Annotated in this window: 17 protein-coding genes; 8 read left to right on the top strand and 9 right to left on the bottom strand. The window is 51.5% G+C overall.

What is annotated here, in order from left to right; translation table 11 throughout:
• Positions 1 to 13 precede the first annotated feature (13 nt).
• The 5 genes from GJJ30_RS25395 to GJJ30_RS25415 all read right to left on the bottom strand — a co-directional run bounded on the left by GJJ30_RS25395 (position 14) and on the right by GJJ30_RS25415 (position 4,919).
• Positions 14 to 910, bottom strand: a complete 897-nt coding sequence (locus tag GJJ30_RS25395) for a pirin family protein (protein ID WP_154177973.1) — start codon at positions 908 to 910, stop codon at positions 14 to 16.
• A 92-nt stretch (positions 911 to 1,002) separates the two neighbouring features.
• Complete coding sequence (locus GJJ30_RS25400; protein WP_154177974.1) at positions 1,003 to 1,506, bottom strand: hypothetical protein; 504 nt, start codon at positions 1,504 to 1,506, stop codon at positions 1,003 to 1,005.
• 296 nt (positions 1,507 to 1,802) lie between these two features.
• Positions 1,803 to 3,047 (bottom strand): L-fucose:H+ symporter permease, encoded by a 1,245-nt coding sequence (fucP, locus tag GJJ30_RS25405; RefSeq protein ID WP_154177975.1) that lies wholly within the window; start codon positions 3,045 to 3,047, stop codon positions 1,803 to 1,805.
• Between the two features lie 152 nt (positions 3,048 to 3,199).
• Positions 3,200 to 4,342, bottom strand: coding sequence for a S1C family serine protease (locus tag GJJ30_RS25410; RefSeq protein ID WP_154177976.1), 1,143 nt, complete (start codon positions 4,340 to 4,342; stop codon positions 3,200 to 3,202).
• A gap of 1 nt (position 4,343) precedes the next feature.
• The gene (locus tag GJJ30_RS25415; RefSeq protein ID WP_154177977.1) at positions 4,344 to 4,919 is read right to left on the bottom strand and encodes an RNA polymerase sigma factor; all 576 of its coding nucleotides are present in this window, start codon (positions 4,917 to 4,919) and stop codon (positions 4,344 to 4,346) included.
• A gap of 143 nt (positions 4,920 to 5,062) precedes the next feature.
• Here GJJ30_RS25415 and GJJ30_RS25420 point away from each other — a divergent pair, with 143 nt between their 5' ends.
• The 8 genes from GJJ30_RS25420 (at position 5,063) to GJJ30_RS25455 (ending at position 12,297) form a co-directional block, all read left to right on the top strand.
• Complete coding sequence (locus GJJ30_RS25420; protein ID WP_154177978.1) at positions 5,063 to 5,248, top strand: hypothetical protein; 186 nt, start codon at positions 5,063 to 5,065, stop codon at positions 5,246 to 5,248.
• A gap of 233 nt (positions 5,249 to 5,481) precedes the next feature.
• The gene (locus GJJ30_RS25425) at positions 5,482 to 6,345 is read left to right on the top strand and encodes a heme/hemin ABC transporter substrate-binding protein (protein ID WP_154177979.1); all 864 of its coding nucleotides are present in this window, start codon (positions 5,482 to 5,484) and stop codon (positions 6,343 to 6,345) included.
• Positions 6,346 to 6,362: 17 nt separating this feature from the next.
• Entirely contained in the window at positions 6,363 to 7,469 is a 1,107-nt protein-coding gene (locus GJJ30_RS25430) for a FecCD family ABC transporter permease (protein WP_154177980.1), read from the top strand.
• 90 nt (positions 7,470 to 7,559) lie between these two features.
• A complete protein-coding gene (locus GJJ30_RS25435) occupies positions 7,560 to 8,396 on the top strand; it encodes a heme ABC transporter ATP-binding protein (RefSeq protein ID WP_154177981.1) in 837 nt (278 codons plus the stop codon).
• Positions 8,397 to 8,405: 9 nt separating this feature from the next.
• Positions 8,406 to 9,458 (top strand): hemin-degrading factor, encoded by a 1,053-nt coding sequence (locus tag GJJ30_RS25440; protein ID WP_154177982.1) that lies wholly within the window; start codon positions 8,406 to 8,408, stop codon positions 9,456 to 9,458.
• Between the two features lie 426 nt (positions 9,459 to 9,884).
• Entirely contained in the window at positions 9,885 to 10,490 is a 606-nt protein-coding gene (locus GJJ30_RS25445) for an HmuY family protein (RefSeq protein ID WP_310588384.1), read from the top strand.
• A 44-nt stretch (positions 10,491 to 10,534) separates the two neighbouring features.
• Positions 10,535 to 10,891 carry a DUF6686 family protein gene (locus GJJ30_RS25450; protein ID WP_154177983.1) on the top strand — a complete coding sequence of 119 codons (357 nt, stop codon included), beginning with the start codon at positions 10,535 to 10,537 and terminating at the stop codon, positions 10,889 to 10,891.
• A 254-nt stretch (positions 10,892 to 11,145) separates the two neighbouring features.
• The gene (locus tag GJJ30_RS25455) at positions 11,146 to 12,297 is read left to right on the top strand and encodes a DUF4856 domain-containing protein (protein ID WP_170299274.1); all 1,152 of its coding nucleotides are present in this window, start codon (positions 11,146 to 11,148) and stop codon (positions 12,295 to 12,297) included.
• Positions 12,298 to 12,472: 175 nt separating this feature from the next.
• Here GJJ30_RS25455 and GJJ30_RS25460 read toward each other — a convergent pair whose 3' ends face one another.
• The 4 genes from GJJ30_RS25460 to GJJ30_RS25475 form a co-directional block, all read right to left on the bottom strand.
• Positions 12,473 to 13,867 (bottom strand): HmuY family protein, encoded by a 1,395-nt coding sequence (locus tag GJJ30_RS25460; RefSeq protein WP_154177985.1) that lies wholly within the window; start codon positions 13,865 to 13,867, stop codon positions 12,473 to 12,475.
• 126 nt (positions 13,868 to 13,993) lie between these two features.
• Positions 13,994 to 16,270: a TonB-dependent receptor gene (locus GJJ30_RS25465; RefSeq protein ID WP_229313413.1), complete on the bottom strand. Its 2,277-nt coding sequence runs from the start codon at positions 16,268 to 16,270 to the stop codon at positions 13,994 to 13,996.
• 335 nt (positions 16,271 to 16,605) lie between these two features.
• Entirely contained in the window at positions 16,606 to 17,883 is a 1,278-nt protein-coding gene (locus tag GJJ30_RS25470) for a sensor histidine kinase (protein ID WP_154177986.1), read from the bottom strand.
• Between the two features lie 131 nt (positions 17,884 to 18,014).
• On the bottom strand, positions 18,015 to 19,397 hold the full coding sequence (locus GJJ30_RS25475; protein ID WP_154177987.1) for a sigma-54-dependent transcriptional regulator: 1,383 nt from the start codon (positions 19,395 to 19,397) through the stop codon (positions 18,015 to 18,017).
• Positions 19,398 to 19,469: the final 72 nt, after the last annotated feature.

Here is a 19,469-nt window from a genome sequence, read left to right on the forward strand (position 1 = left end):
AATTATTTGGGCATTACGGTTTTTGTTTCAGATTGGACAGATCGGGTGGGAGCGGAATGACATCGGTTTCACCGGCAAGGATCGGGAAGTTCTGGTTTCGCCAATCCTGTTTGGCCTGTTCAATCCGTTCGAGACTGGTCGCCACAAAATTCCAGTAAATATGCCGCCCTTCAGGAAACGGCTCACCGCCAAATACATAAACCGTGCTGTTGGCGTGAATCACGAATTCGCACAGCTGGCTGTTTTTGGCCACCAGAATGCGTTTGGGTTCGTAGGTGAAACCTTCGCTTTCGATGCTGCCTTCCAGAATATACAGACCAGCTTCGCCGACTAATTCGTCGCCAATCCGGATGGTTTGCGTTGTTGGGCTTTTGATTTCCAGAAAGAAAAGCGGACTATAAACCGGCACGGGCGACTGGCGACCGAAAGCCGCGCCCGCAATCAGTTTGTAGGCAACGCCGTCGGTTTCCCAGGCCGGGATTTCGTCGGCCGCAGCGTGGTAAAAGGTTGGCTCCATCTCCGCCAGATCCTGCGGCAGGGCTACCCAGATTTGCAAACCGTGCAGCGTTTTGTCCGAATGGCGCAGGTGGAGCGGGGTTCGCTCGGAGTGAACGATGCCTTTTCCCGCCGTCATCCAGTTGACCTGCCCGGGTGTAATTTCAACTTCCGTGCCGAGCGTGTCTTTGTGGAGAATGGCGCCGTCGAAGAGATACGTTAGTGTCGAAAGGCCAATGTGCGGATGCGGACCAATGTCGATGTTTTCGTGATCGCTCAGCTTGGCGGGCCCCATGTGGTCGATGAAAATGAATGGACCTACCATTCGTTTGTCGCGAAACGGCAGCAACCGGCCCACCAGAAAATGGCCGATGTCGGCCGGGCGTTCTTCGATAATGATGTTGATGTTCGACATGAAAAGGCGATTCGTACAATGCAGGAGCAAATTACGAAAAGTTGGGCAAGCTCTCAGGGTGTCTGGCTTCGCTGCGTCGAAGTTGTGCGGACTTACATTCGCCGTTCGTGGTGAATCGCGATGCTGTAACCGCTGTAATTTCCGGCGATGCCGTTGCCCGCATCCGCCGGTTTGAAACTGACGACAATCTTGTCCTTATAAAAAATCTGCCGTTCCGTAAACTCCGCTCCCGCGACGGTTTCGGCCGGTTTAAATCCCATTGCGATCAATTCTTGCCGTAAAACCGCCTGTGTCGCTTTCGAGGGTTGCTGAAAGTTCAGCAGGCCCAACTGGCCGTTGCAAATATACTGGATCAAGGTAACTGTCTGATTAAACGGGCTCACATACAGAAACGGCTGATATTCATAAATAACGGCCGGATTTGCCACGCTTTCGGAGCGGTTTTTTAACATAAAGCCTTTGCGGAACAGGCAGGAGTCAAACTGGGCGGTTTTCAGGCAGGTGATGTCGATGAGCTCCCGCATGGTGATGCGCTGGGCAAAAACCGGTCGGCTGAAGGCAAACAATCCAAGCAAGAGGCAGAAAAAACGTTTCATGTCGGCAAATATTTTTTGTTATACAAGCAAATGATTTGCCAAAAAAGTACCCGGAGATGTATTGGCATAAACTAATTAACCGTCGAAAAAAGCTTTATTAGCCCACTGCTTTAGCAGTGGGTAAAGCGGAACGATAACCGAATTAAACAACCGTTTTAACGGTTTCGCATCTGGAAAAACCGTTAAAACGGTTCCGTACCATCACAGCATTTACCGCCCCCGGTTTTAACCGGGGGCTAATAAATGGTTCTCTTGCCTGTTATTTAATTTATTTCAATTTGTCCGTCGGGACGTAATTAATGCACTTTTGAAAACCGGGCGCCGAAGAGGAAAATGACAGTATAACAAATGATGGGCAGGTAATAGGCCGCTGCCACGTCGTAATCGGCCACGGCACCCATCGCAAACGGGAAAAACGCGCCCCCGCAGACTCCCATCGAAATAAACGAAGCCCCTTGTTGCGTATGGGGTCCCAGATTTTTAAGACCCAAGCTAAAAATGGTCGGGAACATGATGCTGAAAAAGAAATTGAGCATCAGCAGGGCGATGAAGGACGGCCAGCCCCAGCTTTGGGCCACAATCAGACACATGACAATATTGCAGGCGGCAAAAATGGCGAGCAGCGAGTTCGGCGCAATAAACCGCATCAGGAATGTACCCACAAACCGTCCGGCCAACATCAAGGCCATGAACAATACCATGTAATTCCCGGCAGTTGCGTCGGAGAAGCCCATTTTTTCGTGGCCGTAATTGATGAAAAAGGCCCAGGTACCGCCTTGTGCGGCCACATTGAAAAACTGCGCAATAACCGCCCAAACGAAATGCCGGTGTTGAAAAAGACTTTTCTCCGGTTCGAGATCGACGTTCGCAGCATCCGGATCACCAGCAACTGCTGCGTGTGGATCATTGAGTGCAGGAACTTTGACAAACGAAAACAACACCGCAATTCCCGCGATGACACTGCCGATCGCGATGTACAGCATTTTGACCGAAGTCAGATCGGTACTTCCTTCCGTGTTGTTCCGTAACAAAAAATAGGAGCCGATCGCCGGACCCATGATCGCGCCTAATGCGTTGAATGCCTGCGCAAAATTGATCCGCTGATCGCTGGTCCGCTGGTCGCCCAACGATGCTACAAACGGGTGTGCCACGGTTTCAAGCGTTGAAAGACCGCATCCTAAAATGAATAACGCCAGCCCGAAATACGGAAAAGACGCGGCACTGGCCGCGGGTACAAACAAAAAAGAACCGGTAGCAAAAAGTCCCAATCCCAGCAAAACCCCGGCTTTGTACCCAAACCGCTTCATGAACAAACCGGCAGGAATTCCCATCACGAAGTAGGCGCCGAAAATGGCAAACTGAACGAAAGCCGACTGGGTTTTGGTCAGACTTAAAACATGCTGAAAGTGTTTGTTGAGAACGTCGCCCATCGTAATGGCGATTCCCCAGAACATAAACAACGAAGTGACGAAGACCAGAGTGACGAGGTATTTGTTTTCAGTGAAAGCCGCTGGCTTTGGGTTACTTACACTTGACTGCATGGGTAAGGAGTTGGTTTAAGCGACGTACTCTTTTAAGTAATCAATACAATTGCTGGACAATGTAACGCTTAATTTTAACTTGGTAAATTACTACATCAAAAAAGCCAGCCCGATTGGAGCTGGCTTTTTGTTTCGGTAAAACCGTTGATGGCTTATTTTTCGTGCTTGAAAACCTTCACCATGTAGACATTTTCCTGGATTTTTTTGATCTGGTCCTTGCGGGCGAGTTTGGCGAGACCGTTTTTGCGGCTCATCCGAATCGAGTTGTTTTTGAGCGAATCGGTCGGAATGGCGGAAATGGCCCGGAACAAATAATCGGTTTTGATCGCGAACGTGGCGCCTTCCGACGAGGTCTGCTTGCCGCTTATGATCCCGATTACGTTGCCTTTTTCGTCGAGCAGCGGCCCGCCGGAGTTCCCCGGGTTCACGCTGATGGCAACCTGATAAGCCGTGGAATCGCCCCGGTAACCGGTTTGTGAACTCAGATACCCTTCGCCGTAGACCACTTCTTCGCGCGGGAAACCCAGTGTAAAGACGCGCTCGCCAAGGTCGGAGGGAGCCGCTTCAAAACCGTAGGGCAGGGCGGCTTTTACCCGGAAAGAACTGTCTTCGTGAATCTGCAAAATCGCCAGATCGTATTTGTTATCGGCGTAAACAACTTTGGCTTTGTAAATATCCCCCCGCGTACTTTGAATATACACCGAGTCGGCATCCTGAATGATGTGCGTGTTGGTAACCAGATAACCGTCCGGCGACAACAGAAATCCGGAACCGGCCACCTGACCGGGGTTGATCTGCAAAGCGCGTTCGCGGGCGTTCAAATCTTGCAAAATCGCATTCTGCGACCGCCGGATGGCCTGCAAATCCCGGCGCATCATGCTGTATTGCTCCTGCTGTTTGTGGCTCGACTGGTACTGACGAATCAGCATCAGCGTTCCGAAAGTCGTGATGAGAGCCACCGAAGCCGCCACCGCCAGAATCGGACGGTAGGTCTGCCACAATTGCCGGATGGTGCCGCCGTTGCGGTGCAGTTTCCGGACTTTCGAAAGTTGATTGACCTCTTCGCGGACACAGTCCATATCCAGATTGGCGTGAATCCGGTTCAGTCGGCTCCGAAAATCCGTCCGTTGGCCGTAGTTTTTCATGGCCTTGACCAGTTGCTGCTGTTCGAGCGCGCGTTGCGCCAAAACCGGGTCCGACCGGCGGAGCGCTTCAAATTCCAGCCGCTCGGTTTCGGTCAGCTCGTTGCGGAGCCATCTGTCGATCCAGTCGGTGAATTTCTGGTTGTCAATCATATTACTCTTCTTTAAAGACGGAAAAAAACAACCGTTTCAGCCGCATCAGGCACTTGTACTTCTGCGTTTTGGCGTTATCGGCGTTGGTATAGCCAAACTTTTCGGTAATATCCTGCATCGACAGGTGGTGGATGTAAAAGTCCTCCAGCAGCGTCCGGCAGGGTTCTCCCAGGCGGTCGAGTGAATCGGCCATCAGATCGAACTGGCGGTCGCGGGCTTCGTGGTCGGTCAGGTCATCGTCAACATCCGCCCGCTCGTCGGTGTCCCAGAGGGAATTCCCGTTCCGGTTTCGCGTCGACAACTGCTTGAGCCAGAGCCGACGGCTTACCGAATAGAGGTAGGTTTTTAACTGACAATGCAACTCCAGCGAATCCCGGCTTACTTTCTCGTACAGGACGATCAACGTTTCCTGATAAATATCTTTGGCATCATCTTCGGTGCCGCTGTTATTCAGAATCAGGTTCATCACCATCGGAAAATACCGTTTATACAGCTCTTCCAGCACCGCGTCTGAACCGTTGGCTAATCCCGCAAGCAATTGGTCGTCAGATAAATGCGAACGGTTGGATTCTGTCATTGGTTCCTTGCATACTTAATACGATTCCGGGTCAAATGTAACCCAAAAATAAATTTTAATTTTTTTAAAAAAACTTGGGTTACCTAATGGCCTTTACCCGTATTAAGGGCTGAGATTTATTAACACTTAAACTGACTACTCTCATGAAACGTATTGTAAAATCTGTATTGTTCGTTGCAACGATGGTTTCTTTGGCAGCTGCTTGCCAGTCTAAAAAAGCTGAAGATACAACTTCAACGACCGATTCAACTGCAATGTCTTCAGACTCTTCTATGATGTCTGACACGACGATGGCAACGGATAGCGCTGCTGCTGATTCAGCAAAATAAGCATTACGCTACTATAACGTACGAAAGCCGCTCAGCAATGGGCGGCTTTTCTGTTTTTATGCCCTTCTGCTTCCGAAAAACCACCTGATCTATCTAAAAACGTCCTTGTTCCGGATTTCTAAGCAGCGTCAAATGGTTATGCTTATCTAGACTAGTAAAAAATAATACCTCATATTTGTTGTTTATTTAGAAATAGTCTAATTAATTTGTGCCTACCAAATGACCGAAGCGCCATGGCGAAGAAATTCTGTTTAATTATTTTATTACTGATTACCCGAGTCTCAGCGTATGCGCAGGACGTTTCGAAAACCGATCGCATCGTTTCACTGAATGGTACTGTAACCGAAATTCTTTGCGACCTGGGGCTGCAAAACCAGATTGTGGGCGTCGATATAACCAGTACGTATCCGGCGGCTATGGATAAAATGCCCAAAGTCGGCCACAACCGCAACATCGGTGCCGAAGCGGTGCTGGCTCTGCGCCCGACGGTTATTTTGGCCGCGAAAGCCAACGGCAGCATGGATATTAAACCGGAAGTACTGCAGCAATTCAAAAGTGCCGGGGTGAAAACGCTGATTTTTGATCAGGAAGCGAGCGTGGCCGGAACCAAAGCGCTGATCCATGAAGTCGCCAAAGCCGTGGGCGCAACCGCCAAAGCGACGGCGCTAACCCGCAAGCTGGACGCCGATCTGGCTAAAGTGAAAAAACCGGCCAAAGCCCAGAAAGTCCTCTTCATTTACGCCCGGGGCACCGGCACCATGATGGTCTCGGGCCGGAATACGCCAATCGAAAAGATTGTTCAACTGGCCGGTGCGCAGAATGCTTTCAACGATTTTGACAATTATAAACCGCTGACTCCCGAAGCGCTGGTCGTCGGCAATCCGGATGTTATCCTGCTGTTTACGAGCGGTTTGGAAAGCCTGGGCGGCATCGAAGGTTTGCTGAAAGTGCAGGGAATTGCCCAAACCAACGCGGGCAAAAACCGCCGGGTGATTGAAATGGATGGCCAACTGCTGACCGGTTTCAGCCCGCGTCTGGGCCTGGCCGTGCAGGAATTGAGCCGAAAACTGAACCCCGAATTATCCCTGAAAAACTAACGACTCCGACCGATTCTATGCAAGCTGACCTGCCAAATACGCTGACTGTTGCCCCGTCGAAACGGTCTGCCCCAACCGGGTTACCCCGCGCTAAAGGCTGGTGGCTGAACGGGTTGCTGATCGTGCTGCTGGTGGTCGTGATGATCTGGTCGGTGGGCATCGGCGCCGTATCGATTCCGATTCCGGACGTGCTGGCGATTCTGTTTAATAAAATGGGCTGGAACATTGGCGTCGTCGAACCGCAGCAGGAAACTGTGTTGACCGTGATTCGCCTGCCGCGAATTCTGCTGGGCGTGCTGGTGGGGGGCGTACTCGGCATTTCGGGGGCGGCCATTCAGGGCTTATTCCGCAACCCGCTGGCCGATCCGGGCCTGATCGGTATTTCGTCGGGAGCCTCCGTCATGGCGGTTTTGATGATCGTCCTGCAACTGAAGATTTTTCAGGATCTGTCGTCGCTCTCCGGTTTATACGCGCTGTCGCTGGCGGCTTTTGCCGGTGCGGTTTGTACAACATTGCTGGTCTATACACTGGCACGTAAGAACGGCCGAACGGTTGTTTCAACGATGTTACTGGTCGGAATAGCCATCAACGTATTGTGCGAATCGTTGCGCGGTTTGATGATGTACCTGGCCGATGAAGCGCAGTTGCGGGCCATTTCCTACTGGAGTCTGGGCAGTTTGGGCGGGGCGAGTTGGGAAGTACTGCAGGTTGCCGCGCCATTTTTACTGATCCCGATCCTGTTGATGCCCCGGTTGAGCAAACCCATGAATGCGTTCGCACTGGGCGAAAGTCAGGCGGGCCATTTGGGCGTCGATGTCTCGAAACTGAAACGGAATGTCATTATTCTGGCGACCTTAGGCGTCGGCGTTGCGGTGGCGGTTTCGGGCGTGATCGGTTTTATCGGGCTGGTCATTCCGCACCTGATTCGTCAGATTTCGGGGGCCAACCACCGGACGGTTTTACCGGCTTCCGCCCTGTTGGGAGCCATTGTCCTGACGTTGTCGGACCTGGTAGCCCGGACCATCGTAGCCCCGGCCGAATTACCGATCGGGATCATCACCGGCATGATCGGCGCGCCCACTTTCCTGTTCATGCTGGTACGGGGCGCGGGCGGTCGGGCCTAAATAGTTTAGACGGTTTACGGTTTTTGGTTTACAGTTGCCTGACGCAAACACGTACCGAAAACGATAAACCGAAAACCAAAAACAAATTTCATGCTGGAAGCGCAACATATCACGCATCAGATCAACCGGAAAACGCTGCTGGACGACGTATCGTTGGTGGTGCGGCCGGGCGAATTGGTGGCCGTGGTCGGGGCCAATGGCGCCGGGAAATCGACGCTGCTGAAAACGATCAGCCGGGAATTGACGCCCACCCAGGGGGAGGTGTTGATCGACAAAAAACCGCTCAACCGGTTTTCGTCCCTGGAGCTGGCCCGGCGACGGGCGGTTTTGGCACAACAGAACCCGCTGGTGTTCGAGTTCAGCGTATACGAATTGGTGATGATGGGGCGGTATCCGCATTTTGAAGGTCACCCGCGTTCCGAAGATCTGGCGATTGTCGATTTTGCGCTGGAGCGAACCGGCATTGCTCATCTGGCCGGACGGACCGTTCCGACGCTTTCAGGCGGGGAGCAGCAGCGGGTTCACCTCGCCAAAATTCTGGCCCAGTTGATGGAAATCGAGGAAATCGATCAGGCCGAAGCGCCCATCCGCCAGACCAAATACCTGCTGCTCGACGAACCGACTACGGGCCTCGATTTCTATTATCAGCATAGTTTGCTGGAAGTGGCCAGCGAACTCACCAAGCGCGGCTACGGCGTTGTCGCGATTTTGCACGACCTCAATCTGGTGATGCAATACGCCGATAAAGTGCTGTTACTCAAGGAAGGGAAAGCCCTGACGTTTGGCAAACCGGCCTCGGTACTGACAACGGAATCCATTTTTAACGCATTCAATTTATCCGTTCATATTATTCACCAACCGGAACTGGACAGTCCGCTGATTGTCCATACCCGGCAAACCGTTCCTCTCCCGACTCAAATTAGCTAACGAAACAACATGACAACGACCGTTCTTGATCTGAAAAAACAATATGCGGCATTCAAAGCCGAAAACCCGAAAGTGCGCATTCGCGACGCAGCTCAACAATTGGGCATTAGCGAAGCCGAACTGGTTGCCACGGGCGTCGGCGAAACGGCTACGCAACTGGAAGGCGATTTTCGGGAATTATTGAAAGAAGTGCCGACGCTGGGGTACGTCATGGCGCTCACCCGCAACGAAAGCGTGGTGCACGAACGCAAAGGCGAATACCTGAACGTGTCATTCAACGGCCACGTTGGGCTGGTGCTGGGCGAAGACATCGATCTGCGGTTGTTTCTGGCTACCTGGAAATTCGGTTTTGCCGTACACGAAAACGATCGCAAGAGCCTGCAGTTTTTTGCCAGCGATGGCGAGGCCGTTCATAAAATTTACCTGACGGAGAAGAGTAACGAAGCCGCCTACGACGCCCTCGTTGCGAAATATCGGTCGGCCGACCAGTCCGGTAATCTGGAGATTGAACCCAAACCGGAAGCCGTTGTGCCAACGCCGGATTCTGAAATCGACGTGGTGGCTTTCCAGGAAGCCTGGCTAAACCTGAAAGACACGCACGAGTTTTTTGGCATGCTGCGGAAAAATAAGGTATCCCGGCTGCAGGCCATGCAGTTTGCGCCCGAAGGTTACGCCCTGCCGATCACGATGGATGCGGTGAAAAATGTCTTTACCGAAGTTTCCAAAACCGGTCTGCCAATCATGATTTTTGTCGGAAACCGGGGATGTATCCAAATCCATACGGGCGAAGTGCGGAAGCTGGTGGCGATGGGGCCGTGGTTCAACGTGCTCGATCCGCAGTTTAACCTCCACCTGCGTGAAGACCACGTGGCGTCGGCCTGGGTGGTGAAGAAGCCAACCACTGATGGGATCGTCACGAGTCTGGAATTATACGATGCGGAAGGCAACCAGATTGCGTTGGTTTTTGGAAAACGCAAACCCGGAATTCCCGAAAAAACCGAGTGGCGTGAGGTCGTTGCGCAAACGGCTTTGGCTAACCCTGTCAGCGGTCAAAGACCCTGACAGCGGTGGTCTCCAGATCAACGAAAATGATACGCTGAAAAGCTCACCGCTGTCAGGGTCTTTGACCGCTGACAGGGTGGTCTCTAGATCAACGAAAATGATGCCCTGAAAAGCTCACCGCTGTCAGGGTCTTTGACCGCTGACAGGGTGGTCTCTAGATCAACGAAAATGATGCCCTGAAAAGCTCACCGCTGTCAGGGTCTTCGACCGCTGACAGGGTGGTCTCCAGATCAACGAAAATGATACGCTGAAAAGCTCACCGCTGTCAGGGTCTTCGACCGCTGACAGGGTGGAGAACGCCGAACTTGTGAACGTACTGGTCTTTCGAACGAACATCAATTTGTGCAAACTGCGGGGAGTCTGCCGGTGGAGCGTCGACATGGAAGACCGGGATTGTGTTTGATTACAAAGAAGCTAAATAAAACCGTGAACAAAATTTCTGTACTACTCTTTAGTCTCGTAGTTGGTGCTTCATTGTTCTGCCAACCGCTCCAGGCTCAATCGCTTAAGGTTAACACCGTCAGCGACTTACCTGCCGATCCGGCCAGCAACGACCCCCAATCGGGCCGACCGATGGGATCGACCAACCGGTTTACATTTTTCAACTTTAAGGACGGCAAGCAGGTCCCGAACAGCGATTCGGCAACCAACATATGGGACATTGGCATTCGGGCGACCACGATCATCGTCAACGGTGGAACCGGGCGGTCGGGACAGGGGGGCGCTTACATCCACACCGGAACGCTCGAAAGCCTGAGTGCAGTGCCGGAAACGGCAACCTTTGCCGGTGACGAAAACGCCAACAAACTGGCCATTCCGACCGGTTCGGGCAACGGCTGGTACACCTACGGCGGAGGGGTCATTTCCCCGACAAACGACAAAGTGCTGGTCATTCGGACGGGCGACGGAAAATACGCCAAAGTACAGATTCTGAGCTACTACAAAGGTGGGCCCGATGGGCCGGGGAGCGAAAGCCGGTTTTATACCTTCCGGTACGTGTATCAGCCCGACGGCAGCAAAAAACTGAATTAACCGATTCCTATCCACCCGTTTTATCGGATTACGAACAACTTGCCATGATCAACCGCGACACCTGTTTTATTACGCTGGCCCAGACTGAATTCGGCGAAGTCCACCTTTGCCGGGGGTGCAAAGCCAACCTCAGTTTCCGGTTCAACAACATTTTCCAGATCATGTCGCCGGGCGAATTCCGGCAACTGTTTCGGCACGTTGAATCAGTCGATGTCGACGGTTTTTTTGGTCAGCCGATCACGGAATCCAGTGGCGAAATCCGGCGGCTTTACCTCGGCACGACCGTGGAACCGCTCTACTTCTGTTTTACAAAACCGGAGCTGGAAAACCTGCGTGGCATTCTGAACGACGCCATGTCGCGGCTCAACACGCTGGAAAAAGCGTGGACCGAATTGAATTGATTTTTCCTGCCCCGACCGACCCGAAAAACCGGGGTAATAAGATAATACAGTAAAAGCTTATAGTGAGTAGGATAGAAAAAGCAGTGTCTTTGACGCTGCTTTTTTTTTAAATGAACAATTCGTCAGAACTTTGATGGTAATAGAGACTCGACAAAAGACGTTAGACAGGAGACGAACGATGCGGATCACTTAAAACGTAGCCGCCGGTTTTTTACTCTTTTGTTGCTCTTTACATGTCTTTAATCAAAATGCTTATGAGTAAACCGTATCACATCCGGCGATTCGCCATTCTGATTGTTGCTGGAATCGCTCTTCTGGTTACATCCTGTAAAAAAGACGAGGTAGAAAGCTTAAAACCTTCCCTGGCGATCCCGCTGGTCTATGATAGTACCGGTTTTAGTTACAATAGCGAACCGCTCAAACCCCTCATTCAACAATACACGAATTTAATTCAGGAAGCCGAAAAAGGCCGCCAGACCGGCACGTACGTTTCGGAAGAAACGCTCAATGCGGCTTTTACCCAGGGGAATTTCAGTTTGCAATCGGCGACAACGCCTTATTACACCAGCCAGTTACGTGCCCAGAACAACGGGTTTTTCGCCGAATTATCGAAAGCAAGTGGCGGAAATTTTTATCCGTTCGACCGGAGTTGGGAAGGGGGCGTTTACAGGGGTTACCTGTTTGATGAATACGGACTGGAAATGGGGCAGATGATCGAAAAAGGCATGTACGGGGCAACCTTATACAACTACGCCGTGTCGCTGATCCATGGAACATTTACAACCGCTACCGCCGACCAGATTCTGTTTTTATACGGTTCCAATCCGAAATTTTTCAACAGTGACAACAGCAAATTCTACAGCAATCCCGACAAGTTAATGGCCGCTTATGCCGCCCAGCGGGATGACGCAACCGGAACGGGTTTATACAGCCAGATCCGCCTGGCTTTTATTACGCTTCAGGCGGCATTAAAAGGTGGTGAGGATTACAATGAATACCGGGATGAAGCGCTGGCTGCGATCAAGCTCAATTGGGAAAAAACCAACGCAGCTACGGTTATTCACATTCTTCAGGAAGCGACTGCGCTTTTAAACGCTACCGATCAGGACGATCAGAAGCGGGCCGAATCGCTGCATTTAATCAGCGAAGCCATCGGATTTCTGCACGGCTGGCGAACTATCGATATCACCAATAAAACCATAACCGATGCACAGATTGACGACATTCTGGTGGTGTTAAAAGCGCCCTATAACCGATCGTCTGCCGTTTATCGTTTCGTTACCAATTCAGCCGAAGAAGCACCGAAACTGAAAGAAGCAATCGGCAAAATCCAGGCCGTATACGGTTTTACGAATGACGAAGTGGAAAGCTTCCGCCATAATTACGTCGCTGAGCAGGGACGGTAGATCATGAATGAACAATTAACAATGAATAATGAAAGCAGATAAGATAGCTCTAATTTGACTGTTCATTATTCATTGTTAATTATTCATTTAACTTCTAAAACTTATCCGCAAAACTGGCTACTACATTACGCGGTTTTTGCGGATTCACGGCAAGTCGCCGGTGTAATAAACCGTTTTATACTTTTTTAACCAGTTTGTACTCGATGTTCGGATACCCGCGCACCCCACCGTCGGACGAAGTATAATTCATAAACCGTACTTTATAAACATTTCCTGCGGCATCTTTAATGACATAAAACCGGTCTGTTTTAACCCCCGCCGGAACGCCGTTTGGTCCGGCGGATGTCCGCCAGTTACTACCAATCACATTACGATCTTTCTTGAACGTCGTTGTCGTAATGTTCGCTTCCGAGAAGGCATCATATGAAGCGGTGGTCGTTAAAACTTCAGCTGCCTCGACACCGCCGAGATGGTTGATAAAGACGTAATCTGCGTAGGTATACGGAACCGATTCGGTCGCACTGAGGGCTGCTTTATACGTTGCCAGGGTCCATTCCATGTCCCAGTCCGTTTTGGCGGGTTCAACCGGTGTAAGTCCTTTTTCGAAGGAAACATAGCTGAAGTTAAATTTCGCGTCTTTCGTGACATCCAGGGTTTTGAAAGTGGTTTCGGCAATCTGGGCGTATTGCAGGGTATAGCCAGTTCCTTTCCGAATGATTCGGACCTTATACCAGGCTTTGGCGGTGGTGCCTGAATTGCCCGGATTGATAATGTATACCTTGTTCTCCGCATCGGTTGCCGAGATTGTTTTAATAACGGTTTTGGTAATGTCGCCTTCCGGATCATCGACGTTGTCGAAACTGCCGGTTCCCTGACTCAAAATCAGGATGTTGCGCAGCCCGACGGTATCGGCGGCCGTTACCTGGGTGAGGTCCGTTTTGGTTAATTCATTGGCCGTAGCCCCCGTTGTTCCATTGATGACCACCCGGAAGTCCGTGCCGCCGTAGAAACCCAGGTCCCAACTGTTGCGGGCTATCGACGTTTGGGCGTTGTTGCTAAAGTCGACAAAAACGGAATTAATCGCGCTGGAACCGCCCTCGCCACCGTTCAGTTTCAAGGAAGAACCGGTCGATACGATGGACGAGAATTTAAGCGTCGAAGTGGTTTTCGTACCTACTAAAACCGGACTGGCCGCTGTCTTAATCGTGAAATTGATGGTTTCTTTTCCGCTCAGGAAAAGGTTCGCGCCTTTGGTTACTTTGAACGAACCCGTGCTGCTGCCGGCCGGGATGGTCACCGTCAGGCTGTTGTTCGTCGCGGCCGGGTTGGTCGTAAACTGCGTTCCGTACGCAATACCACTTGGCGCCAGGTCGATGGTGATGGCAGTGGCGGTTTCGGCGCTGCGGGTCAGCGTCAGTTTAATTTCAGCCTCCGTTTTATCCGAGTCGAAACCCTGCTCGGCAGCATCAAAATTAACCAGGTTGTCGGGCAGCGGGGGATCATCCTGCTTGCAGGCATTTATCGCAATACTGAAAATGAATAAGGCTAAAAGAGAGCGTACTTTGTTCATGGATGTATTGATTTATTTGGTATTGATTGTTTTAGTGACGATTGACGGCCGACGATAGACCATTGACGACCGACGATAGACCATTGACGATCGACGATTGACAATGGTCTATCGTCAATGGTCATTTTACCTCCCCCACTGAAAATTCAGCCCCAGGAAATAAGACCGGCCGTAACTCAGGGGGACGGCTCCGCCCGTGCTGTGGGCGCCACCGACATCGGTCGAGGTGTTGTTCAGGCGCGTGACGTTTAACAGGTTTTTCGCGCCCGTATTCAGGGTGACGTATTTCGTAATGGATTTGCTGATGGTCAGGTCAGCCCAGTGATAATCAGCAGTTTCGGCCAGGTGGGTGGCGGTTTTTCCGTCCGGGCCCATCAGGGTTTCGTAGGAAGGCCGTTTGCCGGTGTACTTGTAAAACAGACTGACTTTGGTGTCAATTTTCCGAAAATGGTAGGTCAGGTTGGAATTGATCTCCGGCGACCAGACAAATTCCGGTAAACTGTTGTCGCTCAGGGTCAGGCTGTTGTAGCGACCGACGTGCGAAAAGCCCAGCGTCAGTTGCAGATTCCTGGTATACAGCGAGTTGTTGAAGGTTCCGCCGGTGGTTTTAAACCGATCGACGTTGATCGTCCGCATGACACCCGGATTGCCCGGATCAACGCCGTAACTGATCAGGTTGTGGAAGTCGTTGTAAAAACCGGTCAGCGTGGAGGTGATGCGTAGCGTGCCGGTGGTTACCGACCGCCAGGTGATCGAACCGTTGAAGCTGTTGGAATATTCAGCCTTCAGATTCGGGTTTCCGGTAATGGAGTGGCTGGCATCAAAGAAATTAAAGTACAATTCACGCAAAGCCGGAGAGCGAAAACCGCGGGCGTAAGCCAGCCGCAGATCGGTGTTTTTGTGTAAGGTAATTTTGGTATTCAGCGACGGAATAACCGGTGGCGCGTCATAAACCGAGTTTTTAATAAACCGTAAACCGGGTCGGATGGTGACGGCCGGCGTCGGTTTGATCTCCGAGGAAACGAACAGCGCGTAATCGCCGATCGTGGGCGACCCCAGAATCCGGGCACCCGAAGCGCTTTCCACGTTGATATCGACGCCCGGTTGCAGCGAAACCATCGACGATACCTTGTACTGAAGCGTTGTCCGGAAAATCCTGCTGTCAAATCCCGAAACGTCCTGCTCGCCCTGCCCCAGCGAAAGCGTCCGTTTGCCGGTATTGAAGTCGATGTTGGTGGTTTGCGTCCGGCGGCTGTAGTCCGTATACGACAGAATGCTATTCAGTTGCAGCCGTTCGCCCGCCCGCCAGTCGCCCTGAATCTGGTGGGTAAATCGGGTCGAAATGTATTTCTGATCCCGCGCCTGATTGGTGTTGACGTTGACGGCCCCGAGTGCCTTTATGGTTTCGTCGACCGCATCGAGCCGGTACCAGAGGTTCACTTTGTCGGTGCGGTACCCAAATTTGACGTTGCCGAGCAACTGGTCTTTCCCGTGCCATTCCTGCGTACGCGTGACGGATTTTCCCTGCCAGCCGCCGAAATCGTTGCGCGTTCCACCCACAGAAGCGTTCCAGCCGTTTTTCTGCCAGGTTATGCCAAGGTTCTGATTGTGAGAGCCTTTGCCGTCAAATGTGTTGTATTCCCGGCCAACGGTTTCTTCCTGAACCCGGCCCGAAACCGAAAACCGGTCGTTCCCCGGTTTTTTGGTAATGATGTTGATAATGCCCGCCAGCGCATCGGTGCCGTAAGAAACCGACATGGGGCCTTCCACGATTTCGACACGCTCGATGGTATTGATATCGATCTGATTGAGACTCTCGCGGGTGTCGCCCCGGTCGACCATCGGAACCCCGTCGAGCAAGATTTTTACGTTCCGGCCCGACATGCCCATCAGTTGAATATCCGAGGTGCCGAGCGTCGCGTCGTTCGAAAACCGGATGCCAAGTTCGTTGTTCAGCACGCCGATCAGGTTGGTAGCGCCCCGGAGTTGAATTCGCTCCTTGTCGATGGTGCGAATCTGGTAAACCGACTGGCTAATGGATTGCGGCTGGTATTGGCCGGTAACGACCACATCGTCCAGTTGCCGGGCCGATTCGTTGAGGGTTGTTGCCGGAATGCTGACGGTTTCGCCCGCTTTAATCCGGACCGGAGCGGTTTTGGTTTCGAGGCCAAGGGACTGAATGACAAGCGTATAACGGCCTTCGGGCGCTTCGATAGAATAATTGCCTTCCGAATCAATGGTGGTACCGTACCGCGTTGATTTCAGTGAGGCCGTGGCAGAGACGGCCGGTTTGCCGTCGGAAGTCAGAACCGTTCCGCGAATTTTTCCATTTTTATCCTGCGCCATTACCGGCAATCGAAGTAAATGGAAGCAGCTAATCAAGAGGAAGAAGTGTCTCATCATGAATCTGAATAGTTCTTATTTAGACTGATTAACTATTCTTATTAAGACTGATTATAATTTAGGCAAAGGTACAATATCCTTTGAGCAATTCTACTGTTCGGGATTTTTTTTGAAAAATTTTGCTAAAATGCTGACTGTCAATGGGGATTTACGAATTCGAAGTAAAGGCGAGAAAAAACGTAGCTGATGGGTTGATGCGTTACACTTTGTTGCGATGCCGCTTAGCATCCGATAGTCGTAATAATTTCGAATTGAAAATAGGTTAATCCATCCTCAAAAACCGTATTCGGCGGATGAATGAGCGAACGGTTTTAGCAGACCGGTAAACGATTCAATTACACCAGAATCATGAATTCCGTCCAGCCGTCGGGATTGGTTTTGAGCGAAAACGGAAAACCGTGGTTCAGCAGAATGTCGCGCGTCAGGGTGAGACCAATGCCCTGGCCGTCGGGTTTGGTGCTGAAAAAAGGATTGAACAGATTGGTTTCCAGATCCGGGCTGATCGGTTTGCCATTGTCGAGAATACTCAGTTTTTTGTCGGAAATGAAAACCTCGACAATCTCCCCCGCCGAACACGCTTCAATGGCGTTTTTGATGATGTTCACCAGCACCTGCTCCATTTGCACGGTGTCCACCGACACGGCCACCGATTCAGTTTGCAGCGAATAACGAAGCAAAACCCCTTTAGCGTCGACCTGGGGCTGCATCAGCCGTCCCACGTTCCGGGCAATTTCGACCAGATCGGCGGTGTTTTTCTGGGGCAGCGGCAACCGGACTACGTCGGCAAACCGGCGCATGAACTGATTCAGCCGGTCGTTGCGCTCGATGGCGATCTGGAGGGCGTGGTTGACGTCTTCCTCTTCCGGCGCATCCATGTAGGTTTTGGTCACATTCAGGATGGAATTGATCGCGCCGATGGAATTGTTCACTTCGTGGGCCATCATCCGGATCACCTTGCTGTAAGCTTTCTTTTCGGATTCCAGAATTTCGCTCGTCAGTTCTTCGATCAGCAGAAAATCGCGCCGAAAACCGCGGTCCATAAAGTGAGAGCGCTGCACGCGGTAGGTTTCAATACCGGTTCCTTTCAGAATTTTCGTCTCATGCTCGTCGCTTAGCTGGTTCAGCAACGGGTGATTGATTTCGGACAAATGGCGGCCGAGTAATTCGGAATGCGTCAGTTGGAGTAAGCCAGCCGCTTTCGGATTGGCGGAGGAAATTCGCCGGTCGAAATCAAAAATCAGCGTGGCGATGGGGGAGGCTTCGATGAGCTTTTCCAGAAAAAACTGCTGTTCCATTTGTTTGGTGCGTTCTTCACGAAGCTGGTCGATCATGAGGTTATAGACTTCGATCAGACCGTCGACTTCCCGGTTGCCGGTTGGCACAAATTTGATCGTAAAATCCTGGTCCTTAATTGCTTCAATCCCGGACGAAATGAACGCTGATGGTTGCCCAAAAGCCTGGTAAATCTGAATGGCGAGTACCACCGAGACCAGCACCAGCACTTCCGAAACGATAAACAACAGCTTGTCTTCCTGAAGCCATTTAAAAATGAGAAAGATCAGAGCCGCGTGAATCGCGACCATGAACAACAGGTATTTCGTTCGGAGGGACATCTGGACTATGATTACACTGATAATTTATGATAACGGTGATTAATTGTAATTGAATGATTTGATAGATGATATGTAAACTGCTCAGCTATCAAATTAATCATATAAATTACCGTAATCATAGTTCAGGACACTTAATCCGCGTTCCCATCAAACGGAATTCCATATTTTTCCAGCCGTCGGTACAGCGCAAACCGTGTAATGCCCAGCGCCCGGGCCACTTTCGAAACCCGGTTGTTGTAAAAATCCATCGCCCGGCGAATCATCTGAAATTCCAGCTCGTCGAGCGTGATCGTGCCGACTTCGGGCAGTGGGCGAAGGGCCTGGGGCTGCGGGTTTTGGGCGATATGTTTCTGGAAATCGGCGATGCCCAGCTCATCCGTTGTGGAGAGCAAAACCGTTCGTTCGACGATGTTCTTCAACTGCCGAATGTTACCCAGCAAGGCCAGGTTGCGGGCCCACTTCAATGCTGTTGGGTTAACTCGCAGGTTCGGACGTTCATAAATGGTTTTCAGGTTGTTGACAAAGTAGGTAACCAGGGGCGGAATATCGTCGGGCCGTTCGCGCAGGGCCGGGAGCTTGACGGTGATGAGGTTGATGCGGTAAAACAGGTCTTCGCGGAACGTTCCTTTGGCGACCATTTCTTCCAGATTCCGGTTGGTGGCGCAAATGACCCGCACATCGACGGTTTTGCTCCGGCTGCTGCCCAGCGGTTCGAACGTCCGGTCCTGCAAAACCCGCAGCAGTTTGACCTGGCTCGACAGGTCCAGATCGCCGATTTCGTCCAGAAAAATGCTGCCTTTGTTGGCGAGTTCAAACCGCCCGACGCGGTCGGATTTGGCGTCGGTAAACGCGCCCCGCATGTGTCCGAAGAGTTCGCTTTCAAACAGTGTCGATGAAATACCGCCCAGATTGACCTTCACGAACGGTTTGTTCCGGCGTCGGCTGTTCTGGTGAATGGCTTCGGCGATGAGCTCCTTACCCGTTCCGCTTTCGCCCGTAATCAAAACCGGGGCGTCGGTGGGAGCCACGCGGCCGATGGTTTCCAGAATGCCGAGTAGCTTGGAATCTTCCCCCACAATGTGCTCAAACTGGTACTGCTGGTCGAGTTTTTTGCGGCTGGGCGAGACGGGCTGAACCGGTTTTTGCTGCGCCAGATTCAGAATGGTGCGAATGGACTGAAGTACATAGTCGTTCTGCCAGGGTTTGGTGATAAAATCCTTCGCACCGGCTTTCATGCCCTGCACCGCCAGATCGATGGTTCCCCAGCCCGTAATCAGCACCACCGGAAGCGCCGGATAGTGCGCCCGAATCACGTTCAGAAGTTTCATGCCTTCGTCGCCGGAGGTTTCGATGGAGAAATTCATGTCCAGCAACACCAGCTCCGGCGTTTCGGCTGCAAGCGTTTCCAGCGCCTTGACAGGGTTTTCGGCCGTTTTCACCACAAAACCGTCCCTCCGCAGCAGGAGCGAAAGCGAAGTCTGAACCGCAATATCGTCGTCGATGATGAGAAGCATTGGGGAAATTACTAATGAATCGGTCCAAATTAACAATGAACAATTAACAATGAATATCCGTGACGCAGAATA

Source organism: Larkinella terrae (assembly GCF_009668025.1).
GTDB lineage: Bacteria > Bacteroidota > Bacteroidia > Cytophagales > Spirosomataceae > Larkinella > Larkinella terrae.

Bases quoted from the DNA above. Each gene is read 5' to 3' on its own strand.
- GJJ30_RS25415 (WP_154177977.1), bottom strand. From the start codon at position 4,919: ATGACAGAATCCAACCGTTCGCATTTATCTGACGACCAATTGCTTGCG.
- GJJ30_RS25430 (WP_154177980.1), top strand. From the start codon at position 6,363: ATGCAAGCTGACCTGCCAAATACGCTGACTGTTGCCCCGTCGAAACGG.
- GJJ30_RS25470 (WP_154177986.1), bottom strand. From the start codon at position 17,883: ATGTCCCTCCGAACGAAATACCTGTTGTTCATGGTCGCGATTCACGCG.
- GJJ30_RS25410 (WP_154177976.1), bottom strand. From the start codon at position 4,342: ATGATTGACAACCAGAAATTCACCGACTGGATCGACAGATGGCTCCGC.
- GJJ30_RS25440 (WP_154177982.1), top strand. From the start codon at position 8,406: ATGACAACGACCGTTCTTGATCTGAAAAAACAATATGCGGCATTCAAA.
- GJJ30_RS25455 (WP_170299274.1), top strand. From the start codon at position 11,146: ATGAGTAAACCGTATCACATCCGGCGATTCGCCATTCTGATTGTTGCT.
- GJJ30_RS25420 (WP_154177978.1), top strand. From the start codon at position 5,063: ATGAAACGTATTGTAAAATCTGTATTGTTCGTTGCAACGATGGTTTCT.
- GJJ30_RS25475 (WP_154177987.1), bottom strand. From the start codon at position 19,397: ATGCTTCTCATCATCGACGACGATATTGCGGTTCAGACTTCGCTTTCG.
- GJJ30_RS25450 (WP_154177983.1), top strand. From the start codon at position 10,535: ATGATCAACCGCGACACCTGTTTTATTACGCTGGCCCAGACTGAATTC.
- GJJ30_RS25435 (WP_154177981.1), top strand. From the start codon at position 7,560: ATGCTGGAAGCGCAACATATCACGCATCAGATCAACCGGAAAACGCTG.
- GJJ30_RS25425 (WP_154177979.1), top strand. From the start codon at position 5,482: ATGGCGAAGAAATTCTGTTTAATTATTTTATTACTGATTACCCGAGTC.
- GJJ30_RS25400 (WP_154177974.1), bottom strand. From the start codon at position 1,506: ATGAAACGTTTTTTCTGCCTCTTGCTTGGATTGTTTGCCTTCAGCCGA.
- GJJ30_RS25395 (WP_154177973.1), bottom strand. From the start codon at position 910: ATGTCGAACATCAACATCATTATCGAAGAACGCCCGGCCGACATCGGC.
- fucP (WP_154177975.1), bottom strand. From the start codon at position 3,047: ATGCAGTCAAGTGTAAGTAACCCAAAGCCAGCGGCTTTCACTGAAAAC.
- GJJ30_RS25465 (WP_229313413.1), bottom strand. From the start codon at position 16,270: ATGATGAGACACTTCTTCCTCTTGATTAGCTGCTTCCATTTACTTCGA.
- GJJ30_RS25460 (WP_154177985.1), bottom strand. From the start codon at position 13,867: ATGAACAAAGTACGCTCTCTTTTAGCCTTATTCATTTTCAGTATTGCG.